Origin of the sequence: Ramlibacter sp., assembly GCF_050250995.1 — a bacterium.
GTDB lineage: Bacteria > Pseudomonadota > Gammaproteobacteria > Burkholderiales > Burkholderiaceae_C > Ramlibacter.
On the sequence record NZ_JBFWNP010000052.1, the window covers coordinates 12,645 to 36,305 of the forward strand.

The window sequence follows — 23,661 nt, forward strand, 5'->3', positions numbered from 1 at the left end:
CTGTCAGAACGGTCCGTTCAAGCGCACCGTGGCCCAGTTGAGCGCTGCCGCGAATGCGACCCATGCGAGGTAGGGCAGGAGCAGCAGGCTGGCGCGACGGCTGTACCGCGCCTGTACCCCCATCAACACGAGGATTGAAAGCCAGAGCACGACGACTTCGGCCAGTGCCCAGTCCGGACGCCGCAGGCGGAAGTAGAGCAGGCTCCAGAGCACGTTCAGGAACCCGTTGAGCGAGAACAGCACCAGCAGCCATTCGCGGCTGCCCCGGTCCGGCGCGTGTCGCCATGCAACTGCACCCGAGGCCGCGGCAAAGGCGAAGATGAGGGTCCAGGCGGGACCGAACAGCCAGTCGGGCGGCTTCCACGCCGGTTGTGCGAGTCCCTTGTACCAGGGACCGATGTCGGTCATCAGCGAACCGAGCGCGCCGACCGCGAAGGCCGCAGCGGCGGCGGTCAGGACGGGCTTGACCCACCCTCCGCGCCTCATACCCGGGCCAGGCCGAGCAGGTGGGCCATGTCCTTGAAGAAGATGCGCACGTGGGCCATGGGCTTCTTGCGGACGAGTTCCTTGTTCATGTACGACTCGAAGGTGAGCTGCTGCACGTCGCGATCCTCGCAGATCTTGACGAAGCGCTCGCGCCGCCGATCGCTGGAGTACCAGAACCACTGCATGATGCCGAGCACCCGGAACACCGTGCCGTGCGCCTTCATGAAACGCTTGCGGGCCAGCTTCAATGCCCGCACGTCGCCGCTTTCCAGCAAGGCATGCACCGCCTCCGCTGCCAGCTGGCCACCGACCATGGCGTAGTAGATGCCCTCGCCCGACGCGGGCGCCACCACGCCTGCGGCGTCGCCCGCCAGCACCACGTCGCGGCCGTTGTCCCAGCGCGCGAGCGGCTTCATCGGCAAGGGCGCGCCTTCCTTGCGAAGGGTTTCGGTGCCGGCGAGGCCGCTGGCATGCCGCAGTCGCGTGACCGCGCTGCGCAGCGAGAACCCCTTGTCGGCGCTGCCCGTACCGATGCTCAGGGTGTCGCCGTGCGGAAAGACCCAGCCGTAGAAGTCCGGCGACAGCGTGCCCTGGTAGAACACGTCGCAGCGCGAGCCGTCATAGCCGGCAGGCGCGCGCGCCGGTGCGCGCACGATCTCGTGATACGCGAACACGTAGCTGACGTCCTTCACGCGGGGCAGCGCCTGGCGAGCCACCTCGGAACGCGCGCCGTCGGCGCCGATCACCGTGCGGGCCCGCACGCTGGCCGGCCGGCCGCCGGCCTCGCCGCGCACGCGCTCCCTGAAGTGCACTTCGTTCAGGCCCTGCGCATCGCGCGCCAGCCGCTCGAAACTGCCTGCCCGCCGAATGGCGCCGGCGGCTGCCGCACGCGCCCGCAGCCACTCGTCGAAATCGCCCCGGTCCACCATGCCGACGAAGCCGTTCTCGATCGGAATGTCCACGCACTTGCTGGCCGGCGAGACCATCCGTGCGGATGTCGCGCGGGCCACCAGCAGTTCGTCGGGGATGGCGAAGTCCTTGATCAATCGGGGCGGAATCGCGCCGCCGCAGGGCTTGATGCGTCCAGCCCGGTCGAGCAGCAACACCGAGCGCCCCATGCGCGCGAGTTCGTGCGCCGCGGTGGCGCCAGCGGGGCCCCCGCCCACCACGACCACGTCGAAGATTTCGCCAGCGCGCAGGCTCTCGCTTTCCATCGGCTTCACCTATGTTCCATCGTTGCAACGAGGACGTCACTGCCCGCGCGCGAGCGCGGGCGCGAGGCCACGGCAGGTTCGCCACCGATTCGCCAGGCCAGCCAGGCGGCCACCAGGAACGTCAGGGCTTCGAACAGAAAGACCGCGGCATAGGCCACGCCCGGCGATCCGATCAGGAATCGGGCCAGGTCGCTGGCCGCCGTACCGAGGAGACCGCCGAGGCCGAACGCGACCGCCTGCGCGCCCCCCCAAAGCCCCATGCGCACCCCTTCCCTCGCATGCCGGCCGACACTTGCGAGCCGCATCATGGAAGCGATCGCGCCGATCGAGAACGCGCCGTTGGCGACACCGAGCATGAACACGGTGGCGCGAAGCGGCCAGCCAGGGCCCAGCAGTCCTGCGGCCGCCAGCCCCAGCAAGGCAAGGGCAGACGCGACACAGCCGCCGACCGTCCAGCCACGCAGCGAGCCCAGGCGCGTGCCGCTGCTGCCCGCGAATGCCACCGTCAGCATGCCCAGCAAGACACCGCCGTGCTGCAGGCCGGACAGTTGCGTCGAAGCGCCCGGCGTCAGGCCGAAGACGGAGCCGGCGAAGGGCTCGAGGATCAGGTCCTGCGCGCTGAAGGCCAGCATGGACACGAACACGAAGATGGTGAAGTGACGCGCCGTCGGCTCGCTCCAGACCTCCGCCAGCGCCGCGCGAAACGCGGGCCGGGGCGCCGGCGCGGCAAGCTCGCCCCGAGGCGCCTCCTGCGCACCGACGCTCGGCTCCAGCCGGAACAAGGCCGCCAGGGTGACGAGCATCGCAAGAGTCGATACGACAGCGGAGACAGCGACCATCCGCGTCGGCGAATACGGATCCAGCCAGTGTCCCGCCACCCCGGCGGTGATCGCGAAGCCGGCGATCATCATGACCCACACGATGGTGGCCGCGGCGGCGCGCCGGCCCTCGGCCACGCGCTTGGCAAGCATCACCAGCAACGAGGTGCCGCTGGCGCTGACGCCCAGGCCGATCATTAGGAAGGCCACGACCGCCAGGGCGATCCCCGCGGGCCGATTGCTGGCCATCCACGCCGTGGCGAGGGCTGCCAGCACGCCACCGCATGCCAGCACCGCCATGCCGCCGACGATCCAGGGCGTGCGGCGTCCGCCCACATCCGATCCGTGCCCCATCCGCGGGCGGGCCACCTGCACGAGGTAATGCATGGCCACGAGGAACCCTGGCAGCAGGGCCGGCAGGGCCAGTTCCACCACCATCACGCGGTTCAAGGTGGACGTGGTCAGCACCACGACCGAACCGAGCGCGGCCTGGACGAGACCCAGGCGCGCAATGCCGAGCCAGCCGAGCGTCATCACAGTCCCGACCCCATGCCGCGCAGGGCGAAGGCGCTCACCATCATGCCGCCGACGAACAGCGGAACCCCGAAGCCGCTGTACCAGAGGGCCCGCTCGCGGACGCTGCCCAGGAAGTGGTCCATGAGCAGCAGTTGCAAGGCCAGCAAGCCGCCCACCGCCACGGCGTGCCCGGGCCGGCCCCACTGGATCAGGAGCACCACCACGGCCAGTTGCGGCAGCGCCATCGTCCAGCAGGCCACGCGCGCGGCCCGCTGCTCGCCAAGCTGCACGGGCAACGAGCGTACGCCCATTCGGCGATCGCCCTCCACGGCCTTGAAATCGTTCAGCGTCATGATGCCGTGGGTGCCGGCGCTGTAGAGGGCGGCCAGGATCAGCGAGTTGCCGCCCGGCATCGCGCCGCCCGCCATGACCGCGGCACCGGTGGCCCAGGCGATCCCTTCGTAGCTGATGCCGCAAGCCGCATTGCCCCACCAGCCGTTTTCCTTCAGCCGCAGCGGCGGCGCGCTGTACGCCCAGGCCAGCAGGAGACCCAGTGCGGCCGCCCCGAAGCCCCAGGGCCCGAGCAGGCTTGCCACGGCCAGCGACACGGCCGTCCAGCCAATCCCCAGGTAGAGGCCCCAGCGACCCGGAATCCGGCCGGATGGAATCGGCCGCGTGGGTTCGTTGATCGCGTCCACATGGCGGTCGAACCAGTCGTTCACCGCCTGGCTGGTGGCGCACACGAAGGGGCCGGCCAGCGCGACCCCAAGCGCGGCCAACAGCCACTTGCCCTCCATCGAGACGCCCGAGGCGACCACGCCGCACGCGAAGGCCCACATGGGCGGAAACCATGTGATCGGCTTGAACAGCTCCAGGATCGCGGACAGCGCGGGTCGTGCCATGAATTGATTCTTGCACCTGACACAAACACATGTCAATTCTGATTGACACTTTTTCGGTGGTGCGAGATCGGAGAAAAAAAGGAATGGGGTCCAAACCGCTTAATAATGAGCGATGGTCAAACCGCTCGATCTCAGCGCCCTGTCCGGCTGGGCTCCGGAGCTGGCGCAGACTTTCGTCAACCTCTCCAGCGACATCGCACTGGTGCTGGATGACGATGGCGTGATCCGCAGCGTTTCCCAGGGTGGCGCGGTGCAGCTCGGGGCCACCCAGGACTGGGTCGGGCAGCCATGGGCGAACACGGCCACGGGCGACACCCGCGCCAAGATCGGCCAGTTGCTGGAAGAAGTCACCGCCACCGGCGTGGCGCGCCGACGCGAAATCAACCACCCCGCCGGGCCGCAAGGCCAGGTCTCGATCGCCTACCGGGCGATGCGGCTCGGGCAGGACGGTCCCCTGCTGGCGATCGGTCACGACCTGGCTGCCACCTCGGCCATCCAGCAGAAATTCCTGCGGGCCCAGGAGGAAATGGAACGCGGTTACTGGCGTGCCCGCCAGGCCGAAACGCGTTACCGGCTCTTGTTCCAGGTGGCCACCGATGGGGTACTGGTGGTGGACGCGCAGACGCTGCAGATCCTCGAGGCCAACCATGCCGCCGCCCAGATGTTCGAGCTGCCGGTCGAGCAGGTCCTGGGCCGGGCCGCGGGCTTCGGCTTCGAGCAGCGCGCCAGGGCTGCCGTCGAATCCCTGCTGGCCACGGCGCGCGCCAGTGGCGAGCCCGCCGAGATACGCGCCCGCCTGCGGGGCAAGACGACTTCCACCAGCGTGGTGGCCACGCCGTTTCGCTCCGACGACCAGATGCGGCTGCTCATGCGTGTCCGCGCCATGGACGTCCCCGGGTCGTCGGCGGACCTCAATGCGACGCTGGCGCGCCTGGTCGATGGGGCCAGCGATGGCGTGGTCGTGACCGATTCCGCCGGCCGGATCCTGGTCGCCAATCCGGCGTTCCTGAAGCTCGCGAGGATGAACACGGAGGCCGAGGTGGCGCGCCGGCCGTTGATGGACTGGATCGGCGTGTCGAACGAGCAGTTCGCCGAAATGCTCGACCAGGTCCGGCGGCAAGGCGTCACGCGGCGAGTGGCCTCGCGATTGCTGTCCAGCGATGCTCGCCTTCGCCAGATCGAGTTGTCCGCGGCCGTGCTGACCGAAGGCGATCAGGAATGCATTGGCTTCACGTTGCACCTGGCGAACGACCCCGGCGCGCCGGTGGTGGCCACCGGCGGCCTGGCCGCCGAGCTGGAGCAGCTTTGCGCCCGCCTGGGAAGCGCGCCCCTCGCGGAGATGCTGGGTCAGGCCGCGGAGCTCACGGAGGGGCACCTCGTATCCCTGGCACTGCAACGCTGCGAGGGCGACGCGTCGGCTGCGGCCCGCCTGCTGGGCGTGGACCGCGCGCGCCTCGACCGGTGGATTCCGAAGAGCGACGGCTCCTTCCATCGAGGCTCCTGATGGCCGGCAGCCCTGCCTTCGGTCAGGCCGACCTGAGCAACTGCGAGCGCGAGCTCATCCACCTGGCCGGTTCGATCCAGCCGCACGGCATCCTGCTGTCCCTCCTGGAGCCCGGCCTGCGAATCGCCCAGGCGAGCGCCAACACGATCGACGTGCTGGGTGCCGCGCCGCACTCCCTGCTGGATCGTGACGTGGCCGCCCTGGGCGGGGACATCGGGGAGCGCGTGGCGCACATCGCGGCCACCACCGACCTGGCCGAACCCGCGCCCCTCACCTGCCGTCTCACCGTGCGAGGCGCCGCCGTGGGCTTCGAGGGGACGGTGCACCGCGTCGGCAACGTGTTGCTGGTCGAGATCGAACCCATCCAGCGGGGACCGGGCGATGCACCCACCGTCTCCATCGACCACGCGCAGTTGCTGGCGCGCCTGGGCGAGTCGGTCCAGGAGTTCGGCGCCGCGCCGAGCATCCCCGCGCTGGCGGACGCGGTGGTCCGGCGCTATCGCGACCTCATCGGATACGACCGGGTCATGGTCTACAAGTTCGACCCGGACGGCCACGGCAAGATCATTGCCGAAGCGCGCGATCCCAGGCTGGATTCACTGCTGGGCCATCACTACCCGGCGACCGACATTCCGCAGCGGGCGCGCGAACTCTATCTGCGCAACCGCCTGCGCGTGCTGGTCGCGGTGGACGACCCGCCGGCCCTGCTGGTGCCACGCCGCCTGCCCGGCTCGGACGAAGAACTCGACATGTCCATGTGCCACCTGCGCAGCATGTCGCCGCTGCACCTGCAGTACCTGCGCAACATGGGCGTCACCGCCACACTGGTCGTTTCGCTGGTGCGGGACGGCCGGCTTTGGGGGCTGGTCGCCTGCCATCACTACTCGCCACGCAACCTTCGTTTTGCAGTCCGGTCCGCCGCCGACCTGCTGGCCGAGGTGGCCTCCACGCGCATCGCGGCCATCGAAAACTACGCCCATGCGCAGGTGGCGATCCAGGTGCGCCGGCTCGAACAGCGACTCGTCGATTCCACCGCGACCGAGGGCGACTGGCGCCTGGCTCTGTTCCGTCATCCGCAGACGCTCCTGCGGCCTCTGGACGCCACCGGGGCGGTCCTGTTTTACGAGGACGACATCATGACGTCCGGAGAGGTTCCTTCCACCCCCGAACTGCGGGCGCTGGTGCAGTGGGTGCACAGCCAGGCAAGCGACAGCCTGTTCGCCTGCGCTTCGGTGGCGAAGGCCAATCCGGCGCTCCAGTCGCTCACGTCCACGGCCAGCGGCGTCCTCGCCGTCAAGTTGTCGGCGGACCAGCCCGACTACCTGATGTGGCTTCGCAAGGAACAGTTGCTCACCGTCACCTGGGCCGGGGACCCCACCAAGGCGGTGATCGGCAACGACCCCCTGGAGCTGTCGCCCCGCCGCTCGTTCGCCGCCTGGTCGGAGCTGGTACGCGGCACCGCCGCCCCCTGGTCGAGCAGCGACGAGGCCCTGGCACGCGCCTTTGGATGCTCGTTGGTGGACATCATCCTGCAGGTCAATGCGGTCAGGCTGCTGATCGCCCGCCACCAGCTGGCGCAGACCGAAACGGCCATTGCCAGCTCGCAGGAGGCGGCCATCGTCGTCGATGCGGGGCTGCAGGTGCTGTTCGTCAACGACGCGTTCTTCCAGCTGGCCCGGCGCCCGCGCGATGCCCGCAAAACGCTCGACCAGATGGCCGCGCTGTTCAGCGCGCCGCGGGAGGTGAGCGACATGTTCGATGCCCTGGCGAACGGTCGTCACGCCTGGCGCGGCAAACTCGGCCTCGTCAGGGGGAGCGGCGCGGTGCTGCCGGTGGCGGTTCGGGCCGAGGTGGTGCCGGCGCGCGACGGTTCCGTGCTCGGTTACTTCCTGGTGTTCGCCGACCTCAGCGCCGACCGGCACGCGGCCCAGGCCCGGGCGCGGTTCGAAGCCTCCTTGTCGCAGGCCGGGCGTGTCACGATGCCGGAGCGCACCAACGGCGACCCCGATGCGCTGTTGGCCGCCCTGCTGGCCCACGCCGGCCTGGCGGCCATGGACATCCTGGACGGCGCGGCCCCTCTGGAGGTGGCCGCGCAGCTCGACGAGGTGGACCTGTCCACGCGGCGAGCCACGGCGCACTACCGGCGCATGCGCAGCTTCAGCGAGTAGCTGCGCCTTCCGCTCCGCTGCCGGGCTCGGTCCGGGCAGCTTCCAGCTCGGTGAACAGGGCGTGATGCATCTCGAACGACAGCCTGGCCTCGTCCACGATGTCCTGGGCCTCGCCCGGCCCGGCGGCGCATCGATTGAGCCCTTGCCTGAAAGCCTGAACCTGTCGCCGCACGTCGTCGGGCGCGCCAAAAGCGTAGAAGGCGGTTCCCTCCGAGACCGGCAGATGCAGACTGCGCGCGACGATCCCACGGAGTTGCTGACCGCCTGCCATGTCGCCCAGGTAGCGGACGTAGGCGTGTGCGGCCAGCAAGTGAGCCCGCGCCGGTCCCAGGCCATTCAGGCGGTGGCCATAGGCCGCAGCGGCTGGCAGCACCCGCAGAGATTGCCTCCAGTCCGGCCCCGCGAGGAAATCGAGGTCGGCTTCGAGGGCGGCCAGTCGGGCCAGGCCTGGCGCGAACAGCTGCGCGATCGACGCGCTGTCGGACAGCCGCGCGGCCCCCTCTTCCAGTGCCAGGTAGATGGGATGCAGGTTGCGCAGCAACAGGCAATAAGCCGCCCTGTCCGTTTGGCCCGCAAGCAGCCGCGCCACGAAGGGACTGCGCTCGACTTGTGCGTGCAGCACGCGCGTCTCGGCCCGCAGGCGGCCCGCCAGATCCACCTCCACGCGGGCGCTATCCCTCGGCCACCGTGTCGCCGATGCCGAAGCGGCGCAACTTGACGTACAGGCTTTGCCGGGACAGCCCGAGCATCTCGGCGGCCGAGGCCCGGTTGTCGCCCGTCAGTTCCAGTGCGGCTTCGATGCACAGCTGCTCGATCAGGTCGGTGGTTTCACGCACGATGTCCTTGAGCGGGACCCGGCCGACCAGCTCGGTCATCTGGCCGGCCGAGCGCGGGAGTTCCTTGCCGACACGCGCATCGTCGCTCAGGCGCCGGCTCACGTCGCGCACCGCGAAACCCAGGCAGGGCTGCTCGCCCTCGGTCACCGCGACGGCCGAAATCTCGACGTCGACCGTCAAGCCGTATTCCCCCCGCAGGCTGGTGGCGAACAGCCGCACCGCGCCACGCTGGCGCAAGGTGGTGATCAGCACGTTCAATTCCACGTTGCCGCGCCCGAGCCATCGGTCCAGGGACTCGCCACGCACCAGTTCTTCGTTGGAGACCTGCGCCAGCTCCAGGAAGGCGCGGTTCGCGGTCAGGATGCGCCCCTGCAGGTCGGAGACCACAAAAGCATCGGGACCGTGCTCCACGGCGTCGACCAGCAGACGCTTGCCCACCGCCGCCTCGGGCGTGGCGACAGGCGCCGGTGCCGTGATGCGCACGAGGAAGTGGCTGGACTTTTCCTCCCTGAACAGGGACACGGACAAGGTCATTTCATCCGTGCCGCCCGCGAGACGCACGGACACCGGCGCCGCGCGGCCGCTGGCCAGCAAGCCCACGAAGACTTGCTTCAGCGTGGCCTGGCCAGCCGCGTCCAGGCTGTCGGCCAGGGTCCAGCCGGTTCTGCGCGCGTCATCACCCAACAGGGCGTAGGCGGCAGGATTGGCATCCTCCAGCTTTTCGGTTGTCGCATCCAGGATCAGCACCGCATCGGACGATACCTGGAACAGCAGCCTGTAGCGGGTCTCGAGATGTCGCAGGCGCCAGTAATCGCGCTCCATCGACAACTGCGCGCTGACCAGGCGCTGCTGCATCGCCGCCAGCGCACGCAGGTCGCGCCCGAACGCCATCGTGTGGCCGGACTCCACGCCCTTGGCCTTGCCACGCTTGCGCGCCGGCACGACCGAGTACGACAGCGGGAGGTCGGCGCCATCGGCGGACGGGTGGTTGACCTGGCGCCAGCGCGAGCCGCTGCCGGAACGGGCGTCGGCGAGCATGGCCTCGACCTTGGGCCGGCTCTCGATCGTGACGGTCTGCGCCCAGGCCTGGCCCAGCCAGGCCTGGTAGCCGTGGCGCATCAGCTCGTCGCTGCCAAAGGCCAAGTCTCGAATGATGCCTTCGCCATCGACGACCAGGACGACGTCGGCGGCGGCGGTGACCAGCGAGGCGGTGACATCGGTCGTCAGACCAGCAAGGAACTGCTCGGGATTCTCAAAATGCCCAATGAGGTGCTCTCGCGTTCCCTGCGGCATTCAATTCTTTCTGCATCTATCTATGGCTGACACTCGCATGAGCGAACGCCACGTTCCGCGAAACGGGGCTTGCTCTCGACCAGTCGTTCGGCCAGCTCGGTCGCCTGCCGGCCATCGCTGGCTACCGCGTCCGCCTCCACGAGCGCCGCATATTCCGGATGTTGGGAGAACACCGGTCCGCCGACCATTATGCCCACGTGGGGATTCAAGGCCGCCTGGCGGACGCTGCGAATGCATTCGCCGAGGGGGCTCAGATGGATTTCTGCGGCCAGGGAGAAGCCCACCAGGTCGAACCACTCCTGTCGCACCATCACCACCGGGTCTGCGCCAGCCTCCCAGCCGCTACCCGCGACATCCCAGCCGGCGCGGCGAAAGAGTTCAGCCACCATGACCAGCCCGAAGGTGTGCTGCTCGCCCGGACTCGGCAGCAGGAGGATGCGGCGTCCGCTGGCTGGCCGTCCGGACGATTCTCCAAAGGCGGGACTCAGCTCCCGCAGCACCAGTTGCAAGCGCCCGAGCCCGAGCGTCACATCGGCAAAGTCGCACAGGTCCTGCTCCCACAACTCGCCGAGGTGACGGGCCACCGGCGCCAGCAGATCCAGGCACAGGGTTTCCACGGTCAAGCCACGCTGCCGCAAGGTCTCGACGCAGCTACGGGCCACGTCGTCGTCCGGAGACAGCACCAGCCTGGCCAATTCCTCGACATCGCCGCTGCCGATCTGCCCGGCAGACGACGCCGTCAACGTGAGGCACTGATGCAGTTGCGGGTGTCGATGGGCCAGCATGAGCCGCGGGATGATTTCGAGTTCGATCGCGCGCACCAGGACCGCGATGTGCAGGTCCGCCGCGCTGGAGCCGGCATCCCCGAGCGGAACCTCCGGCGCTGCGCGTTCCGTCGCGAATTGCCCTTCGGCGAGCCAATGCGTCGACTGGCCATCCCGCCCCCCGCAATCTTCCACGCGCACCTCGTCCGTGGACGTTCTCATCGTTTTGTCTCCTCGCATCAAGGGGCCTCGATCCAGAAATTTTTCTGACAGACGAAGCCCGTACCCTTGGCTCCGGAGTGACTTTTTACCGCTGGACGATGCTGCCGTCAAAGACATATCTCGGGTGCCGGGAAAAACTCTACTAGCATTCACAGCGGTGTCAAGTTTTGATTACGTCATGTTCAGTTGACACATTTCGCGGCGAGGGATAAATTGGCCGCATGGGCCTTCCCCTCTACACCGCCGAAGAACGTCAACGGCGCGACTCCACGATCTGGACGCTGGTGCAGGGTGTGCTCGCCCCCATTCAGTTCCTGGTCTTCCTGGTCAGCCTGGGGCTGGTCCTGCGCTTCCTGCTGACGGGACAGGGCTGGCTGGACGCCACCGTGTCGGTCGTGGTCAAGACGCTGCTGCTCTACACGATCATGGTGACCGGCTGCGTCTGGGAGAAAGTGGTCTTCGGCCGCTACCTGTTCGCCCCGGCCTTCTACTGGGAGGACGTGTTCAGCATGCTGGTGCTGACGCTGCACACGGCCTACCTGGCGGCGCTGTTCACCGGCGCCCTCGATGCCCAGGGCCTGATGTATCTGGCGCTCGCGGCGTATGCCACTTACGTGATCAATGCCACCCAGTTCCTGCTGAAGCTGCGGGCGGCGCGACTCGACCAGAGCGCCCCAAGGCTCATCGTCCCGCAGCCCACGACGCGGAGGATGGTCCGGTGAGCACGGTGATCCCCATCCGCGCGGAATCGGGTGGCGGATGTTCGGACGCGCCGGTGCTGCGCGAACGCGGCCAGCGCGAGGTGTTCTGCGGACTCACCGGCATCATCTGGCTGCACCGCAAGATCCAGGACGCGTTCTTCCTGGTCGTGGGGTCGCGCACCTGCGCCCACCTGATCCAGTCGGCGGCAGGGGTGATGATCTTCGCGCAACCCCGATTCGCCACCGCCATCATCGACGAGCGCGACCTGGCCGGCCTGGCCGACGCCAATGCCGAACTCGACCGGGTCGTCGGCCGGCTGCTGCAGCGGCGGCCCGAGATCAAGCTGCTGTTCCTGGTCGGCTCCTGTCCTTCCGAAGTCATCAAGCTCGACCTGTCCCGGGCGGCGTCGCGCCTGTCCTCGCAGTTCATGCCCGACGTGCGGGTGCTGAACTACTCGGGCAGCGGCATCGAAACGACGTTCACCCAGGGCGAGGATGCCTGCCTCGCTTCCCTGGTGCCCAGCCTGCCGCCGGCCTCCGGTGCGCCGGAACTGCTGGTGGTCGGCGCGCTGGCCGACGTGGTCGAGGATCAGTTCGCTCGCCTCTTCGCGCGGATGGGGATCGCCAGCGTGCGCTTCTATCCCCCGCGCCAGGCCACCGACCTGCCCCACGTCGGGCCCAACACCTGTTTCCTGCTGGCCCAGCCCTTCCTGGCGGATACCGCACGTGCACTCGAGGCGCGCGGCGCAAAACGGCTTGCGGCCCCGTTTCCGCTGGGCATCGAGGGCACGAGCGCCTGGCTGCAGGCCGCGGCGACCGCCTTCGGCGTCGACGCAGCACGTTTCGAGGAAGTCACCGCGCCCGCCCGCCAGCGCGCCAGCGTGGCGCTCGCGCGGCAACGCGAGCAACTCGCCGGCAAGCGGATCTTCTTTTTCCCCGACTCGCAGCTCGAAATCCCGCTGGCGCGGTTCTTGTCGCGCGAGCTGGGCATGACCCTGGCGGAAGTCGGCACGCCCTACCTGCACCGCCAGCACCTGGCCGAAGAACTGGCGCTGCTGCCGAAGGGAACGGCATTGTCGGAAGGCCAGGACGTGGACAAGCAACTCGATCGCTGCATCGCCGCGCACCCGGACATCGTGGTTTGCGGCCTGGGGCTGGCGAACCCCCTGGAGGCGCGCGGCATGACGACCAAATGGGCCATCGAGCTGGTGTTCACGCCGATCCACGGGTACGACCAGGCGGGCGACCTTGCAGAACTTTTCAGCCGGCCCCTGGTGCGCCGGCTTCGACTGGCGGCCTGAAGCGAATGCAACTCACGCTCTGGACCTACGAAGGTCCGCCGCACGTCGGCGCGATGCGCGTCGCCACTGCCATGCAGGACGTGCACTACGTGCTGCATGCGCCCCAGGGCGATACCTACGCCGACCTGCTGTTCACGATGATCGAGCGGCTGCCGAAACGCCCGCCCGTGACCTACACGACGTTCCAGGCGCGCGATCTCGGTGGCGACACCGCCGAGCTGTTCAAGACCGCGGCGCGCGAAGCCTTCGAGCGTTTCGAACCCAAAGCCATGCTGGTGGGGGCGTCCTGCACCGCCGAACTGATCCAGGACGACCCGGGCGGCCTGGCCCGGGCGCTGGACCTGCCGGTGCCGGTGGTTGCACTGGAATTGCCTTCCTACCAGCGCAAGGAAAACTGGGGCGCCTCGGAAACCTTCTACCAGATGGTGCGCGCGCTGGCGGGCGCCCCGTCGCCCATCGCCACGCGTCCCGAAGGCCGACGTCCGCGCTGCAACATCCTTGGACCCACGGCGCTCGGATTCCGCCACCGCGACGACCTGCGCGAGATCAGCGGCCTGCTCGCGCAACTCGGCGTGGACGTCAACGTGGTGGCGCCGCTGGGCGCGACGCCGGCCGACCTGGGTCGCCTTCGCGATGCCGACTTCAACGTCGTGCTCTACCCCGAGATCGCCACGCTGGCCGCGCAGTGGCTGACCCGCAGCTTCGGCCAGCCATTCACCCGGACCGTGCCGATCGGGATCGGGGCCACCCAGGACTTCATCGCCGAAGTGGCGCAACTCGCCGGCATCGATCCGGCTGACGTCCTCGCCAACGCCGAGGCCCGTGCGCCCTGGTATGCGCGCTCCGTGGACTCGACCTACCTCACCGGCAAGCGTGTCTTCATCTTCGGTGACGCGACACATGCCGTGGCGTCGGCGCGCGTCGCCAGCCGCGAGCTGGGCCTGACCGTGGTGGGCATCGGCACGTACAGCCGCGAGTTCGCGCGCGAAGTGCGCGAAGCCGCCAAGTCGTATGGCGTGGAAGCGCTGATCAGCGACGACTACCTGGAAATCGAGGAGAAGATCATCGCGCTGCAGCCCGAGCTGGTGCTGGGCACGCAGATGGAACGCCACATCGCCAAACGCGTCGGCGTTCCCTGCGCGGTGATCTCCGCGCCGGTCCACGTGCAGGATTTTCCGGCCCGGTATTCGCCGCAGATGGGATTCGAGGGTGCCAACGTCCTGTTCGACACCTGGGTTCATCCGCTGATGATGGGCCTCGAGGAACACCTGATCGGGATGTTCCGCGGCGACGCCGAATTCCATGAGGACGCGGCGCCCTCGCACCTGGGGGGCGCTGCCGCCGCCACTCGTTCCCCGCCGCTGCCGGCGCAGGAAGGCCCCAGCGCCGGGGCGGTGGCCGTCTGGGGCGCCGACGCCGAGAAAGAGCTGCGCAAGATCCCCTTCTTCGTGCGCGGCAAGGCGCGCCGCAACACCGAGTCGTTCGCACGCGACCGGGGCGTTCCTCTCATCACCATCGAGACCCTCTACGATGCCAAAGCCCATTTCAGCCGCTGAAGCGAAGAAGGCCATGGCGCCCGCCTCGCCCCCCATGCGGGTGGTGCTGGTCACGATGGACAGCCATCTCGCCAGCGCGGCCGGGCGGGCCAACCACAGGCTGGCACGCAGGATCCCCGGTCTGACCCTGTCGGTGCATGCGGCGGCCGAATGGAGCGATGACGCGCAGGCCCTGGAACGCTGCAGGGCGGACATCGCCCGTGCCGACATCGTGATCGTCACGATGCTGTTCATGGAAGAACACTTCCTGCCGGTCCTGCCCGCGTTGAAGGCGCGCCGCGACGGCTGCGATGCCATGGTCTGCGGGATGTCCGCGCCCGAGGTGATGAAGCTCACGCGCATGGGCAAGTTCAGCATGGATGCGCCGGCCAGCGGCCCGATGGCCCTGCTCAAGCGGCTGCGCGGCAAGAGCGCCGAGCCGACTGCCAGCAACAATGGCGACAACAGCGGCAAGGCCAGCGCCGGCGCGCAGCAGATGAAGATGCTGCGGCGGCTGCCCAAGATCCTGCGCTTCATTCCCGGAACCGCCCAGGATGTCCGCGCCTATTTCCTGACGCTGCAGTACTGGCTCGCCGGCTCGGAAGACAACGTTGCGCACATGGTGCATTTCCTGGTGGACCGCTATGCCGACGGCCCGCGCAAAGTCCTGCGCGGCGCTGTCAAGGTCCACGCCCCGGTCGAGTACCCGGAGGTGGGCATCTACCATCCGCGCCTGAAGACGCGCCTGTCGGCCTGTCTGGACGACCTGCCCCTGGTGGCGACCACCGGCAAGCGGGGCACGGTCGGGGTTCTGCTGATGCGCTCCTACCTGCTGGCCGGCAATACGGGGCACTACGACGGCGTGCTCACCGCGCTGGAAGCGCGCGGCCTGAAAGTGGTGCCGGCGTTCGCCACCGGACTGGACAACCGGCCCGCGATCGATGCGTTCTTCACCCGGGACGGCCGCCCCACGATCGACGCCCTGGTGTCGCTCACCGGCTTCTCCCTCGTCGGCGGCCCGGCCTACAACGATGCCCGTGCGGCCGAAGAGGTCCTGGCGCGGCTCGACGTGCCCTATCTCGCGGTCACGCCCGTGGAGTTCCAGACGCTGGACCAGTGGGGCGCCTCGCCGCGCGGACTGCTGCCGGTGGAAGCGACGATGATGGTCGCCATCCCCGAACTCGATGGCGCCACGGGCTCGATGGTGTATGGCGGGCGCGGCAGCGCCACGCAGATCGCCTGCACCGGTTGCGCCCACGCGTGCAAGTTCGAGAATGTCGCCGGGACGCACGACATGCATAGCTGCATCGAGCGCGCGGATACTCTGGCGGCCCGGGTCGGCAAACTGGTCGACCTGCGCCGATCGCTGCGCGCCGAGCGCAAGGTCGCGGCCGTCGTCTTCAACTTCCCGCCCAATGCCGGCAACACCGGCACCGCCGCTTTTCTCGGCGTGTTCGAGTCCCTCTACAACACGCTGGCCGCCATGCAGCGCGAAGGCTACCGCGTCGACCTGCCGGCCAGCGTGGACGACCTGCGCGAGCGCATCATCAACGGCAATGCCGCGCGTCACGGCGCCCGGGCCAACGTGCATGCCCGCATCGGCGCCGAAGACCACGTGCGGCGCGAGCGATACCTCGCCGAGATCGAAGCCCAGTGGGGTCCGGCTCCCGGCCGCCACGAAAGCGACGGCGCCGGCATCTTCGTGCTCGGCGAGCGCTTCGGCAACGTGTTCGTCGGCATCCAGCCCGCCTTCGGCTACGAGGGCGATCCGATGCGCCTGCTGTTCGAGAAGGGCTTCGCGCCGACGCATGCCTTCTCCGCCTTCTACCGGTGGCTGCGCGAAGACTTCGGGGCCCACGCGGTGCTGCACTTCGGCACGCACGGTGCGCTGGAATTCATGCCGGGCAAGCAGAACGGCCTGACCGCGACGTGCTGGCCGGACCGATTGATCGGCGACCTGCCCAACCTCTATCTCTACGCGTCCAACAACCCCTCGGAAGGCACGATCGCGAAGCGGCGCGCCGCGGCAACCCTGATCAGCTACCTCACGCCGCCGGTGGCGCAGGCCGGCCTCTACAAAGGCCTGTCGGACCTCAAGGCAGCGCTGGAGCGCTATCTGGGACTGGAGCCCGAAGCGCAGGCCGAGCGCAGTGCGCTGGCCGTGATGGTGCAGGCCCAGGCGGCGCAACTCGAACTGGCCGCGGCCGAGCCGCCGTGGCAAGGCGATGCCGAGTGCCGTGTCGCCGCGCTGAAGGAAGCGGTGCTCGAACTCGAGTACACGCTGATCCCGCACGGCCTCCACGTCGTCGGTCAGGCGCCGACGGCCAGCGAGCGTGTCGACCTGCTGATGGCCTTTGCCGAGGCGTCGCACGACGCCCGGCCCGCTCGTGCGTGGATCGAGGACCTGGTGGCTGGAAGCACGCCCGAGCAGGCGCTGGCCGCCCACGGCGCCGTGGCCGATCCGGCGGCGCTCGCCTTGCTGAAGGAACTCGCCGCCACCGACGCCCTGATGGCGCAGGACCACGAAATCGCCGGAATCCTGCGGGCACTCGACGGCCGTTTCCTGCGGCCCGCCCCCGGCGGCGACCTGCTGCGCACGCCCGCCATCCTTCCCACCGGCCGCAACCTGCACGGGTTCGATCCGTTCCGCATCCCCAGCGCCTACGCGGTCAAGGACGCAGCGCTGCAGGCCCAGCGCCTGCTGGACAGGCACATGGCGGACGGCCACGCCTTTCCGGAGTCGATTGCCATGGTGCTGTGGGGCACCGACAACCTCAAGAGCGAAGGCGGGCCGATTGCCCAGGTCCTGGCGCTGATGGGCGCGCGGCCGCGATTCGATGGCTATGGCAGGCTGGCCGGCGCCGAGCTGCTTCCGCTGGAGACGCTCGGCCGGCCTCGCATCGACGTGGTCATCACGCTCTCCGGCATCTTCCGCGACCTGCTGCCCCTGCAGATCAAGCTGCTGGCCGAAGCCGCCTTCCTGGCCGCGGCGGCCGACGAGCCGGTGGAGATGAACTTCATCCGCAAGCACGCGCTGGCCTACCAGGCCGAGCATGGGGGCGACCTCGAGACGGCTTCCCTGCGTGTCTTCGGCAATGCGGAAGGCGCATACGGCTCCAACGTCAACAGCCTGATCGACAACAGCCGCTGGGAAGACGGCGACGAAATCGCGGAAACCTTCAGCCGCCGCAAGGGCTTTGCCTACGGACGCGGCGGCCGGCCGATGCAGCAGCCCAAACTGCTCCAGAGCATCCTGACCGGCGTGGACCTGGCTTACCAGAACCTCGATTCGGTCGAACTGGGCGTGACGACCGTGGACACGTATTTCGACACGCTGGGCGGAATCAGCCGTGCCATCAAGCGCGCGAAATCGGGAGCCGGCGCGGAAGTGGCGCCTGTGTATATCGGCGACCAGACCCGCGACAGCCTGGGTGGCGGCACGATTCGCACGCTGACCGAGCAGGTGGCGCTGGAAACACGCACCCGGATGCTCAACCCGAAGTGGTACGAGGGCATGCTCAAGCACGGCTACGAAGGCGTGCGCCAGATCGAAGTGCACGTCACCAACACCATGGGCTGGTCTGCCACGACGGGCCAGGTGCAACCGTGGGTCTACCAGCAGTTGAGCGAGACCTTCATGCTGGACCCCGCGATGCGCGAGCGTCTCGCGAAACTGAATCCGACCGCTTCGGCACGCGTGGCCAACCGCCTGCTCGAAGCATCCGAACGCAAATTCTGGACGCCCGATGCGGCAGTGCTGGAAGCTTTGCGGCGGGCCGGCGAGGAGCTGGAAGACCGGCTCGAGGGTGTCCATGAAGGAGTATCAGCATGAGTGAAGTCGTTGCACTGCCCTACCCCAAAGTGGGTCGACCCGGCGTGCGCGCCGGCCGGCCCGATGGCGAGGGCAGCGTGCAGGTGGAACTGGACCCGGGCGTGAAGATCGGCAATGCCAAGGTGTTCGCGATCTACGGGAAGGGCGGCATCGGCAAGAGCACCACCTCCTCGAACCTCTCGGCGGCGTTCTCGTTGCTGGGCAAGCGCGTGCTGCAGATCGGCTGCGACCCCAAGCACGACTCGACCTTCACGCTCACCAAGAAGATGCTCCCCACGGTGATCGACGTGCTCGAGACCGTGGACTTCCATCCCGAGGAGCTTCGTGTCGAAGACTTCGTGTTCCCCGGATTCAATGGCGTGATGTGCGTCGAAGCGGGTGGCCCGCCCGCCGGCACCGGCTGCGGCGGCTACGTGGTCGGCCAGACCGTCAAGCTGCTCAAGGAACATCACCTGCTGGAAGACACCGACGTGGTGATCTTCGACGTGCTGGGCGACGTGGTGTGCGGCGGCTTCGCCGCGCCCCTGCAGCACGCGGACCGCGCGCTGATCGTCACGGCCAACGATTTCGATTCCATCTTCGCGATGAACCGCATCGTGCAGGCCATCGGCGCGAAGGCGAAGAACTACAACGTCCGCCTGGGCGGCGTCATCGCCAACCGCAGCAAGGACACCGATCAGATCGACAAGTACAACGAGCGGATCGGACTGAAGCTCGCGGCGCACTTTCCCGACCTCGACGTGATCCGGCGCAGCCGCCTGAAGAAGTCCACGCTGTTCGAGATGGAAGACTCGCCCGAACTGGACGCGGTGAAAAAGGAATACATGCGGCTGGCGGCGGCCTTGTGGCTCGGCGCCGCCCCGCTGAGCGCGGTGCCGATGAAGGACCGCGACATCTTCGACCTCCTCGGCTTCGACTGACCATCGCACAGGACCCGCAGTGAACGACACCGGCATGACTCTCGTGGAGACGCGCTACCGGCAGCGCCGCGCGCAGATCGAAACCTATTTCGATCGGACCGCCGTGGACGCCTGGGCGCGGCTCACCTCGACGGCCCCGGTGGGCGGCATCCGGGCCACCGTGCGCGCCGGCCGCGATCGCATGCGCGCCACCCTGCTGGACTGGCTGCCCGCCGACCTCGCCGGTTCGCGCGTGCTGGATGCGGGCTGCGGCACCGGCGCGCTGGCGGTCGAGGCCGCACGGCGCGGCGCGGAGGTGGTCGCCATCGACCTCTCGCCCACGCTGGTGCAACTCGCCCGCGAACGCACGCCGCGCGACCTGGGCCGGGGCAGCATCGCCTTCGTCTCGGGCGACATGCTCGCGCCCGAACTCGGCGAGTTCGATCATGTGGTCGGCATGGACTCGCTCATCCACTACGACGGCAAGGACGTGGTGCGAGTGCTCGGGAGCCTCGCGCAACGCACCCGTCATTCCATCCTGTTCACCTTCGCACCGGGCACGCCCCTGCTGCGGACGATGATCGCGGTGGGCCGCCTGTTCCCGAGGAGCAACCGGGCTCCTTTCATCGAACCCGTTGCGCAACGGGAACTGCTGCACATGATGGCGCAGGCGCCGGCCCTCGCGGGCTGGGCGCCGGGACGCGACGAGCGCATTTCCAGCGGCTTCTACAAGTCGCATGCCCTCGAACTGGTGCGCCGCTGAGGGGACATCATGAAGCGCATTTCCGACACGCTCGCAATCGGCTGGACCCGGCTCAGCCCTGGCTTCCTGCCGTTCGGCGACGTGCTGACGCCGGAGCTGCCGCTGCTGAAGGTGCTGCGCCTGTCGCTGTTCCAGATCACCGTGGGCATGGCGGCGGCGCTGCTGATCGGCACGCTCAATCGGGTGATGATCGTCGAGCTGGGAGTCGCGGCATGGCTGGTCGCCGCCATGGTGGCGCTGCCGCTGTTGTTCGCGCCGTTTCGCGCGCTCGTCGGCTTCCGCTCCGACACCCATCGGTCGGCCCTGGGCTGGAAGCGCGTGCCCTATATCTGGATGGGCACGTTGATCCAGTTCGGCGGCCTGTCCATCATGCCGTTCGCGCTCATCCTGCTGTCCGGCGATACCCGGGCTCCGGCGTGGCTCGGCCACGCCAGCGCGGCCCTGGCCTTCCTGATGACCGGCGCCGGCATGCAGATCACCCAGACCGCCGGCCTGGCGCTCGCCACGGACCAGGCCACCGAAGAATCGCGCCCCGGCATCGTGGCGTTGATGCAGGTGATGCTGCTGGTGGGCATGGTGGTGAGCGGATTCGCCTTCGGCGCCCTGCTCTCGGACTTCAGCCAGTTGCGCCTGATCCAGGTCGTGCAGGGCGCGGCGGTCGTGACGATCGTGGTCAACATCTACGCGTTGTGGAAGCAGGAGCCGCGCCGTCCCGGCCAGCGCCCCGCACCGCAAGCTCCCCGGCCCGCGTTCCGCGCCACCTGGCGCGCCTTCGCCAGCCAGGGCCAGGCCTTGCGCCTGCTGGTCACGGTGGGACTCGGAACCGCCGCCTTCACCATGCAGGACATCATCCTGGAGCCGTATGGCGGTGAGATCCTCAAGCTGTCCGTGGGTGCCACCACGCAGCTGACCGCGATCAGCGCCGGTGGCGCCCTGCTGGCGTTCGCGCTCGCAGCGCACTGGCTGGGACGCGGCAGCAACCCCTACCGCATCGCCGCGGCCGGCGCCCTGGTCGGCATCGCCGCCTTCGCCGCCGTCATCTTCGCCGCGCCGCTCGGCGCACCGGGCCTGTTCAGATTCGGCGCGGTCCTGATCGGCTTCGGCGGCGGCCTCTTCACCGTCGGCACGCTCACCGCCGCGATGGCCCTGGAGACCGGCGGCCTGCACGGCCTGGCGCTGGGCGCCTGGGGCGCCGTGCAGGCGTCGTGCGCGGGCGTCGCGCTCGCGCTCGGCGGCACGCTGCGCGACGGGGTCTCGACCCTCGCCCTCGGCGGCCGGCTGGGCGAGGCCCTCGCCGACACCGCCACCGGCTACAGCTTCGTTTACCACCTCGAAATCGCCTTGTTGTTCGCAACGCTGGTGGCCCTCGGGCCCCTGGTGCGGCGGCGCAGCCCTGCGAAGCCACCCGGCCAGCCCTTCATGGAACCCCTTCACTCTTGACGAGGAGATGCTCATGCCCACCGGAGCCATCACTGCCTATATCGACGTTGCCCAGGTCGTGCTCTACGCCTTCTGGATCTTCTTCGCGGGGTTGATCTACTACCTGCTGCGCGAAAACAAGCGCGAGGGCTTTCCGCTCGATCCCACCCGCCGCGACGGGGGTGCGGGCCGTGGCTGGCCGTCGGTGCCCTCGCCCAAGTCCTACGTGCTGCAGGACGGCACCACGGTCACCGCGCCGCGCGTCGAGCGCACGGCGCAGACGCTCAATGCGGTTCCCGACGAACGCTGGCCCGGGGCGCCGCTGGTGCCCACCGGCAACCCGCTGCTCGCCGGCGTGGGGCCCGGCGCCTGGAACGATCGCGCGGATGTTGCGGATGTGACCGCCGAAGGCGACTACCGGATCGTGCCGCTGCGCGTGCTTCCCGGCTACGACGTGGCACGCCAGGACACGGACCCGCGCGGCCTGCAGGTGCTGGGCGCCGATGGCGCGGTGGCCGGAACGGTCGCCGACATCTGGGTGGATCGCTCCGACGTGATGTTCCGCTATCTCGAGGTGCGGCTTGCGACCGGCCGCAATGTGCTGGTGCCGGTGCCCTTCGCGCGCATCGGCGACCGGGCCGTCCGCGTGCGGTCGATCCTGTCCAGCCAGTTCGCGGACGTTCCGGGCTTGCGCGTTGCCGACACGATCACCCGCCTGGAAGAAGAAAGAATCGTCGCCTACTACGGCGCCGGCACGCTGTACGCGACGCCGACGCGGCAGGAGCCCCTGCTGTGAAGCCATCCGCCGCCGAAGCGGCGAGCGCCGCGCATGAACACGAGTTCGAGGCCACGCACGGATTGCCGGAGGCGCTGCCCGCGGGAGAACACATCCTCTGGCAGGGCGGCCCCGACTGGTGGGCGCTCGCCTGCCACGCCTTCCATGTCCGCCAGCTCGCCGCGTACTTCGCGGCCATGCTGGCCTTGCGCGCCGCGTTCGTCGTGTCGGAGGGCGGATCCGCCGGCGATGCCGCGGCGGCTGCGCTGTGGCTGTTGCCCCTGGCGCTGTTCGCGCTCGCGACGCTGGTGGTCCTGGCGCGGCTGTCGGCCCGCACCACGGTCTATACGCTGACCAACCGCAGGGTCGTCATGCGCGTGGGCATCGTGCTCACGCTGACGTTCAATCTGCCACTGCGCCGGCTCGCGGGCGCCGGACTGCGGGAAGACGCCGCCACCGGCATCGGCGACATTCCGATGCAGCTCGCGGGCCGCGAGAAGGTGGCCTACGTTCACCTCTGGCCCCATGCGCGTCCCTGGCGCGCGGCTCGGCCCGAGCCCATGCTGCGCTGCATTCCGCACGTGCGCGAAGTCGCGGGCCTGCTCGCCGCCACCTGGTCGGCGGAGACCGGCGTCACTCCGCAGCCGCTGCCGGCGGCCCAGGTCGCGGGCGAGGTCCGGACGCGGGCCGAAGCGCAACTGGCCTGAGGCCGCAACGAACATTCGCGCCATGCAGACATCGGGCACTCCCCACGCGGCACAGACCATGCCACGCGGCCCCTTGATCGCCGTCGGCGCGCTGGCGCTTTGCGCGGTGCTGGGCGCCGGCCTGGTGCGCCTGTCGGGCGAAACGATCCGGGCGCCCGATGCACCGGTGGCCGCGGAACGGGCGCTGCGATTCGAGGACCGGTCCGACGGCAGCATCGCCGTGATCGACGCCGCGAGCGGGCGCGTCGTCGACACCGTGAGCGGCCAGGCCGGCTTCGTGCGCGGCACCTTGCGCGGGCTCGCGCGCGAGCGCAAGCGCCAGGGGTTCGGCCCCGAGCAACCCTTCATGCTGCTGGGCCGCGCCGATGGCCGCCTGACCCTGCATGACCCGACGACAGGCCGAATGATCGACCTGGAATCGTTCGGCCCCGTCAATGCCGCGGAGTTCGCGCGCCTGTTGCCCGCCGCGTCCGCGCGCCACTGACTGCATCCGCACACCACCCCCAACCGCACCAACCGCACCGCCCGCGAGGTATTTCATGGACGCCACCGCAATCTCCAGCCCCGCCGACGCGACCGAGCGCGCCCGCGCCGACAACCTGCTCGCGCCCCGCTTCTACACCACCGACTTCGCGGCGATGGACCGCATCGACATCTCGCGGGTGCGCGCCGAGTGGGACGCGATGCTGGCCGAATACGAGGGCGACAACAACCACGATCATTTCCAGCGCACCGAGGAATTCGCGCGGGAGGTGGAGGAACTCACCCCCACCTGGTCGCCTGCGTTGCGCCAGGAGTTCCTCGATTTCCTGATCAGCTCGCTCACCTCGGAGTTCTCCGGCTGCGTGCTGTACAACGAAATCCAGAAGAACGTGACCAACCCCGACATGAAGCAGCTGATGCGCTTCATGGCGCGCGACGAATCGCGCCACGCCGGCTTCCTGAACCAGTCCCTGCGCGACTACGGACTCGGCGTGGACCTGGGCGGACTCAAGCGGACCAAGGC

20 protein-coding genes are annotated in these 23,661 nt (G+C 69.0%); 13 read left to right on the forward strand and 7 right to left on the reverse strand.

Annotation, left to right across the window (positions count from 1 at the left end):
- Positions 1–3 precede the first annotated feature (3 nt).
- The 4 genes from AB7E83_RS23255 to chlG are packed head-to-tail and all read right to left on the reverse strand — an operon-like array spanning position 4 to position 3,972.
- Positions 4–486: a TspO/MBR family protein gene (locus AB7E83_RS23255; RefSeq protein ID WP_428573208.1), complete on the reverse strand. Its 483-nt coding sequence runs from the start codon at positions 484–486 to the stop codon at positions 4–6.
- Positions 483–1,700: a geranylgeranyl diphosphate reductase gene (locus AB7E83_RS23260; RefSeq protein ID WP_428573227.1), complete on the reverse strand. Its 1,218-nt coding sequence runs from the start codon at positions 1,698–1,700 to the stop codon at positions 483–485. The genes AB7E83_RS23255 and AB7E83_RS23260 overlap by 4 nt, the downstream gene beginning before the upstream one ends.
- 5 nt (positions 1,701–1,705) lie before the next feature.
- Positions 1,706–3,052 (reverse strand): BCD family MFS transporter, encoded by a 1,347-nt coding sequence (locus AB7E83_RS23265; protein WP_428573209.1) that lies wholly within the window; start codon positions 3,050–3,052, stop codon positions 1,706–1,708.
- Positions 3,052–3,972: a chlorophyll synthase ChlG gene (chlG, locus tag AB7E83_RS23270; protein WP_428573210.1), complete on the reverse strand. Its 921-nt coding sequence runs from the start codon at positions 3,970–3,972 to the stop codon at positions 3,052–3,054. The genes AB7E83_RS23265 and chlG overlap by 1 nt, the downstream gene beginning before the upstream one ends.
- A gap of 76 nt (positions 3,973–4,048) precedes the next feature.
- Here chlG and ppsR (AB7E83_RS23275) point away from each other — a divergent pair, with 76 nt between their 5' ends.
- Complete coding sequence (ppsR, locus tag AB7E83_RS23275) at positions 4,049–5,440, forward strand: transcriptional regulator PpsR (protein WP_428573211.1); 1,392 nt, start codon at positions 4,049–4,051, stop codon at positions 5,438–5,440.
- Positions 5,440–7,608, forward strand: coding sequence for a GAF domain-containing protein (locus AB7E83_RS23280; RefSeq protein WP_428573212.1), 2,169 nt, complete (start codon positions 5,440–5,442; stop codon positions 7,606–7,608). Before ppsR (AB7E83_RS23275) ends, AB7E83_RS23280 begins: the two co-directional genes overlap by 1 nt.
- On the opposite strand, the gene AB7E83_RS23285 is transcribed toward AB7E83_RS23280, so the two are convergent.
- Genes AB7E83_RS23285 through AB7E83_RS23295 form a run of 3 tightly spaced genes read right to left on the reverse strand, consistent with a single transcriptional unit; the run spans position 7,598 to position 10,723 of the window.
- The gene (locus AB7E83_RS23285) at positions 7,598–8,272 is read right to left on the reverse strand and encodes a heme oxygenase (biliverdin-producing) (RefSeq protein ID WP_428573213.1); all 675 of its coding nucleotides are present in this window, start codon (positions 8,270–8,272) and stop codon (positions 7,598–7,600) included. The two genes, AB7E83_RS23280 and AB7E83_RS23285, sit on opposite strands and share 11 nt — an antisense overlap.
- Positions 8,273–8,279: 7 nt before the next feature.
- Positions 8,280–9,737, reverse strand: coding sequence for a transcriptional regulator PpsR (gene ppsR / locus AB7E83_RS23290; protein ID WP_428573214.1), 1,458 nt, complete (start codon positions 9,735–9,737; stop codon positions 8,280–8,282).
- 20 nt (positions 9,738–9,757) lie between these two features.
- Complete coding sequence (locus tag AB7E83_RS23295) at positions 9,758–10,723, reverse strand: cobalamin B12-binding domain-containing protein (protein ID WP_428573215.1); 966 nt, start codon at positions 10,721–10,723, stop codon at positions 9,758–9,760.
- A gap of 221 nt (positions 10,724–10,944) precedes the next feature.
- Between AB7E83_RS23295 and bchF the strand changes: the two genes are divergently transcribed.
- From bchF to AB7E83_RS23350, 11 genes are all read left to right on the forward strand, one after another.
- Positions 10,945–11,445, forward strand: a complete 501-nt coding sequence (gene bchF, locus AB7E83_RS23300; protein WP_428573216.1) for a 2-vinyl bacteriochlorophyllide hydratase — start codon at positions 10,945–10,947, stop codon at positions 11,443–11,445.
- On the forward strand, positions 11,442–12,725 hold the full coding sequence (locus tag AB7E83_RS23305; protein WP_428573217.1) for a ferredoxin:protochlorophyllide reductase (ATP-dependent) subunit N: 1,284 nt from the start codon (positions 11,442–11,444) through the stop codon (positions 12,723–12,725). The genes bchF and AB7E83_RS23305 overlap by 4 nt, the downstream gene beginning before the upstream one ends.
- Positions 12,726–12,730: 5 nt before the next feature.
- Entirely contained in the window at positions 12,731–14,281 is a 1,551-nt protein-coding gene (gene bchB, locus AB7E83_RS23310; protein WP_428573218.1) for a ferredoxin:protochlorophyllide reductase (ATP-dependent) subunit B, read from the forward strand.
- A 13-nt stretch (positions 14,282–14,294) separates the two neighbouring features.
- Complete coding sequence (locus tag AB7E83_RS23315) at positions 14,295–18,092, forward strand: magnesium chelatase subunit H (protein WP_428573219.1); 3,798 nt, start codon at positions 14,295–14,297, stop codon at positions 18,090–18,092.
- Positions 18,089–19,012: a ferredoxin:protochlorophyllide reductase (ATP-dependent) iron-sulfur ATP-binding protein gene (gene bchL / locus AB7E83_RS23320; protein WP_428573220.1), complete on the forward strand. Its 924-nt coding sequence runs from the start codon at positions 18,089–18,091 to the stop codon at positions 19,010–19,012. The genes AB7E83_RS23315 and bchL overlap by 4 nt, the downstream gene beginning before the upstream one ends.
- Positions 19,013–19,031: 19 nt before the next feature.
- A complete protein-coding gene (gene bchM, locus AB7E83_RS23325) occupies positions 19,032–19,754 on the forward strand; it encodes a magnesium protoporphyrin IX methyltransferase (RefSeq protein ID WP_428573221.1) in 723 nt (240 codons plus the stop codon).
- A 9-nt stretch (positions 19,755–19,763) separates the two neighbouring features.
- A complete protein-coding gene (locus tag AB7E83_RS23330; protein ID WP_428573222.1) occupies positions 19,764–21,194 on the forward strand; it encodes a BCD family MFS transporter in 1,431 nt (476 codons plus the stop codon).
- 13 nt (positions 21,195–21,207) lie between these two features.
- Complete coding sequence (gene puhA, locus AB7E83_RS23335) at positions 21,208–21,969, forward strand: photosynthetic reaction center subunit H (protein WP_428573223.1); 762 nt, start codon at positions 21,208–21,210, stop codon at positions 21,967–21,969.
- Complete coding sequence (gene puhB, locus AB7E83_RS23340; protein WP_428573224.1) at positions 21,966–22,655, forward strand: photosynthetic complex putative assembly protein PuhB; 690 nt, start codon at positions 21,966–21,968, stop codon at positions 22,653–22,655. Before puhA ends, puhB begins: the two co-directional genes overlap by 4 nt.
- Positions 22,656–22,713: 58 nt before the next feature.
- A complete protein-coding gene (gene puhC / locus AB7E83_RS23345; RefSeq protein ID WP_428573225.1) occupies positions 22,714–23,139 on the forward strand; it encodes a photosynthetic complex assembly protein PuhC in 426 nt (141 codons plus the stop codon).
- Positions 23,140–23,194: 55 nt separating this feature from the next.
- Positions 23,195–23,661 (forward strand): ferritin family protein (locus tag AB7E83_RS23350; RefSeq protein WP_428573226.1); only part of this gene is annotated, 467 nt, incomplete at its 3' end.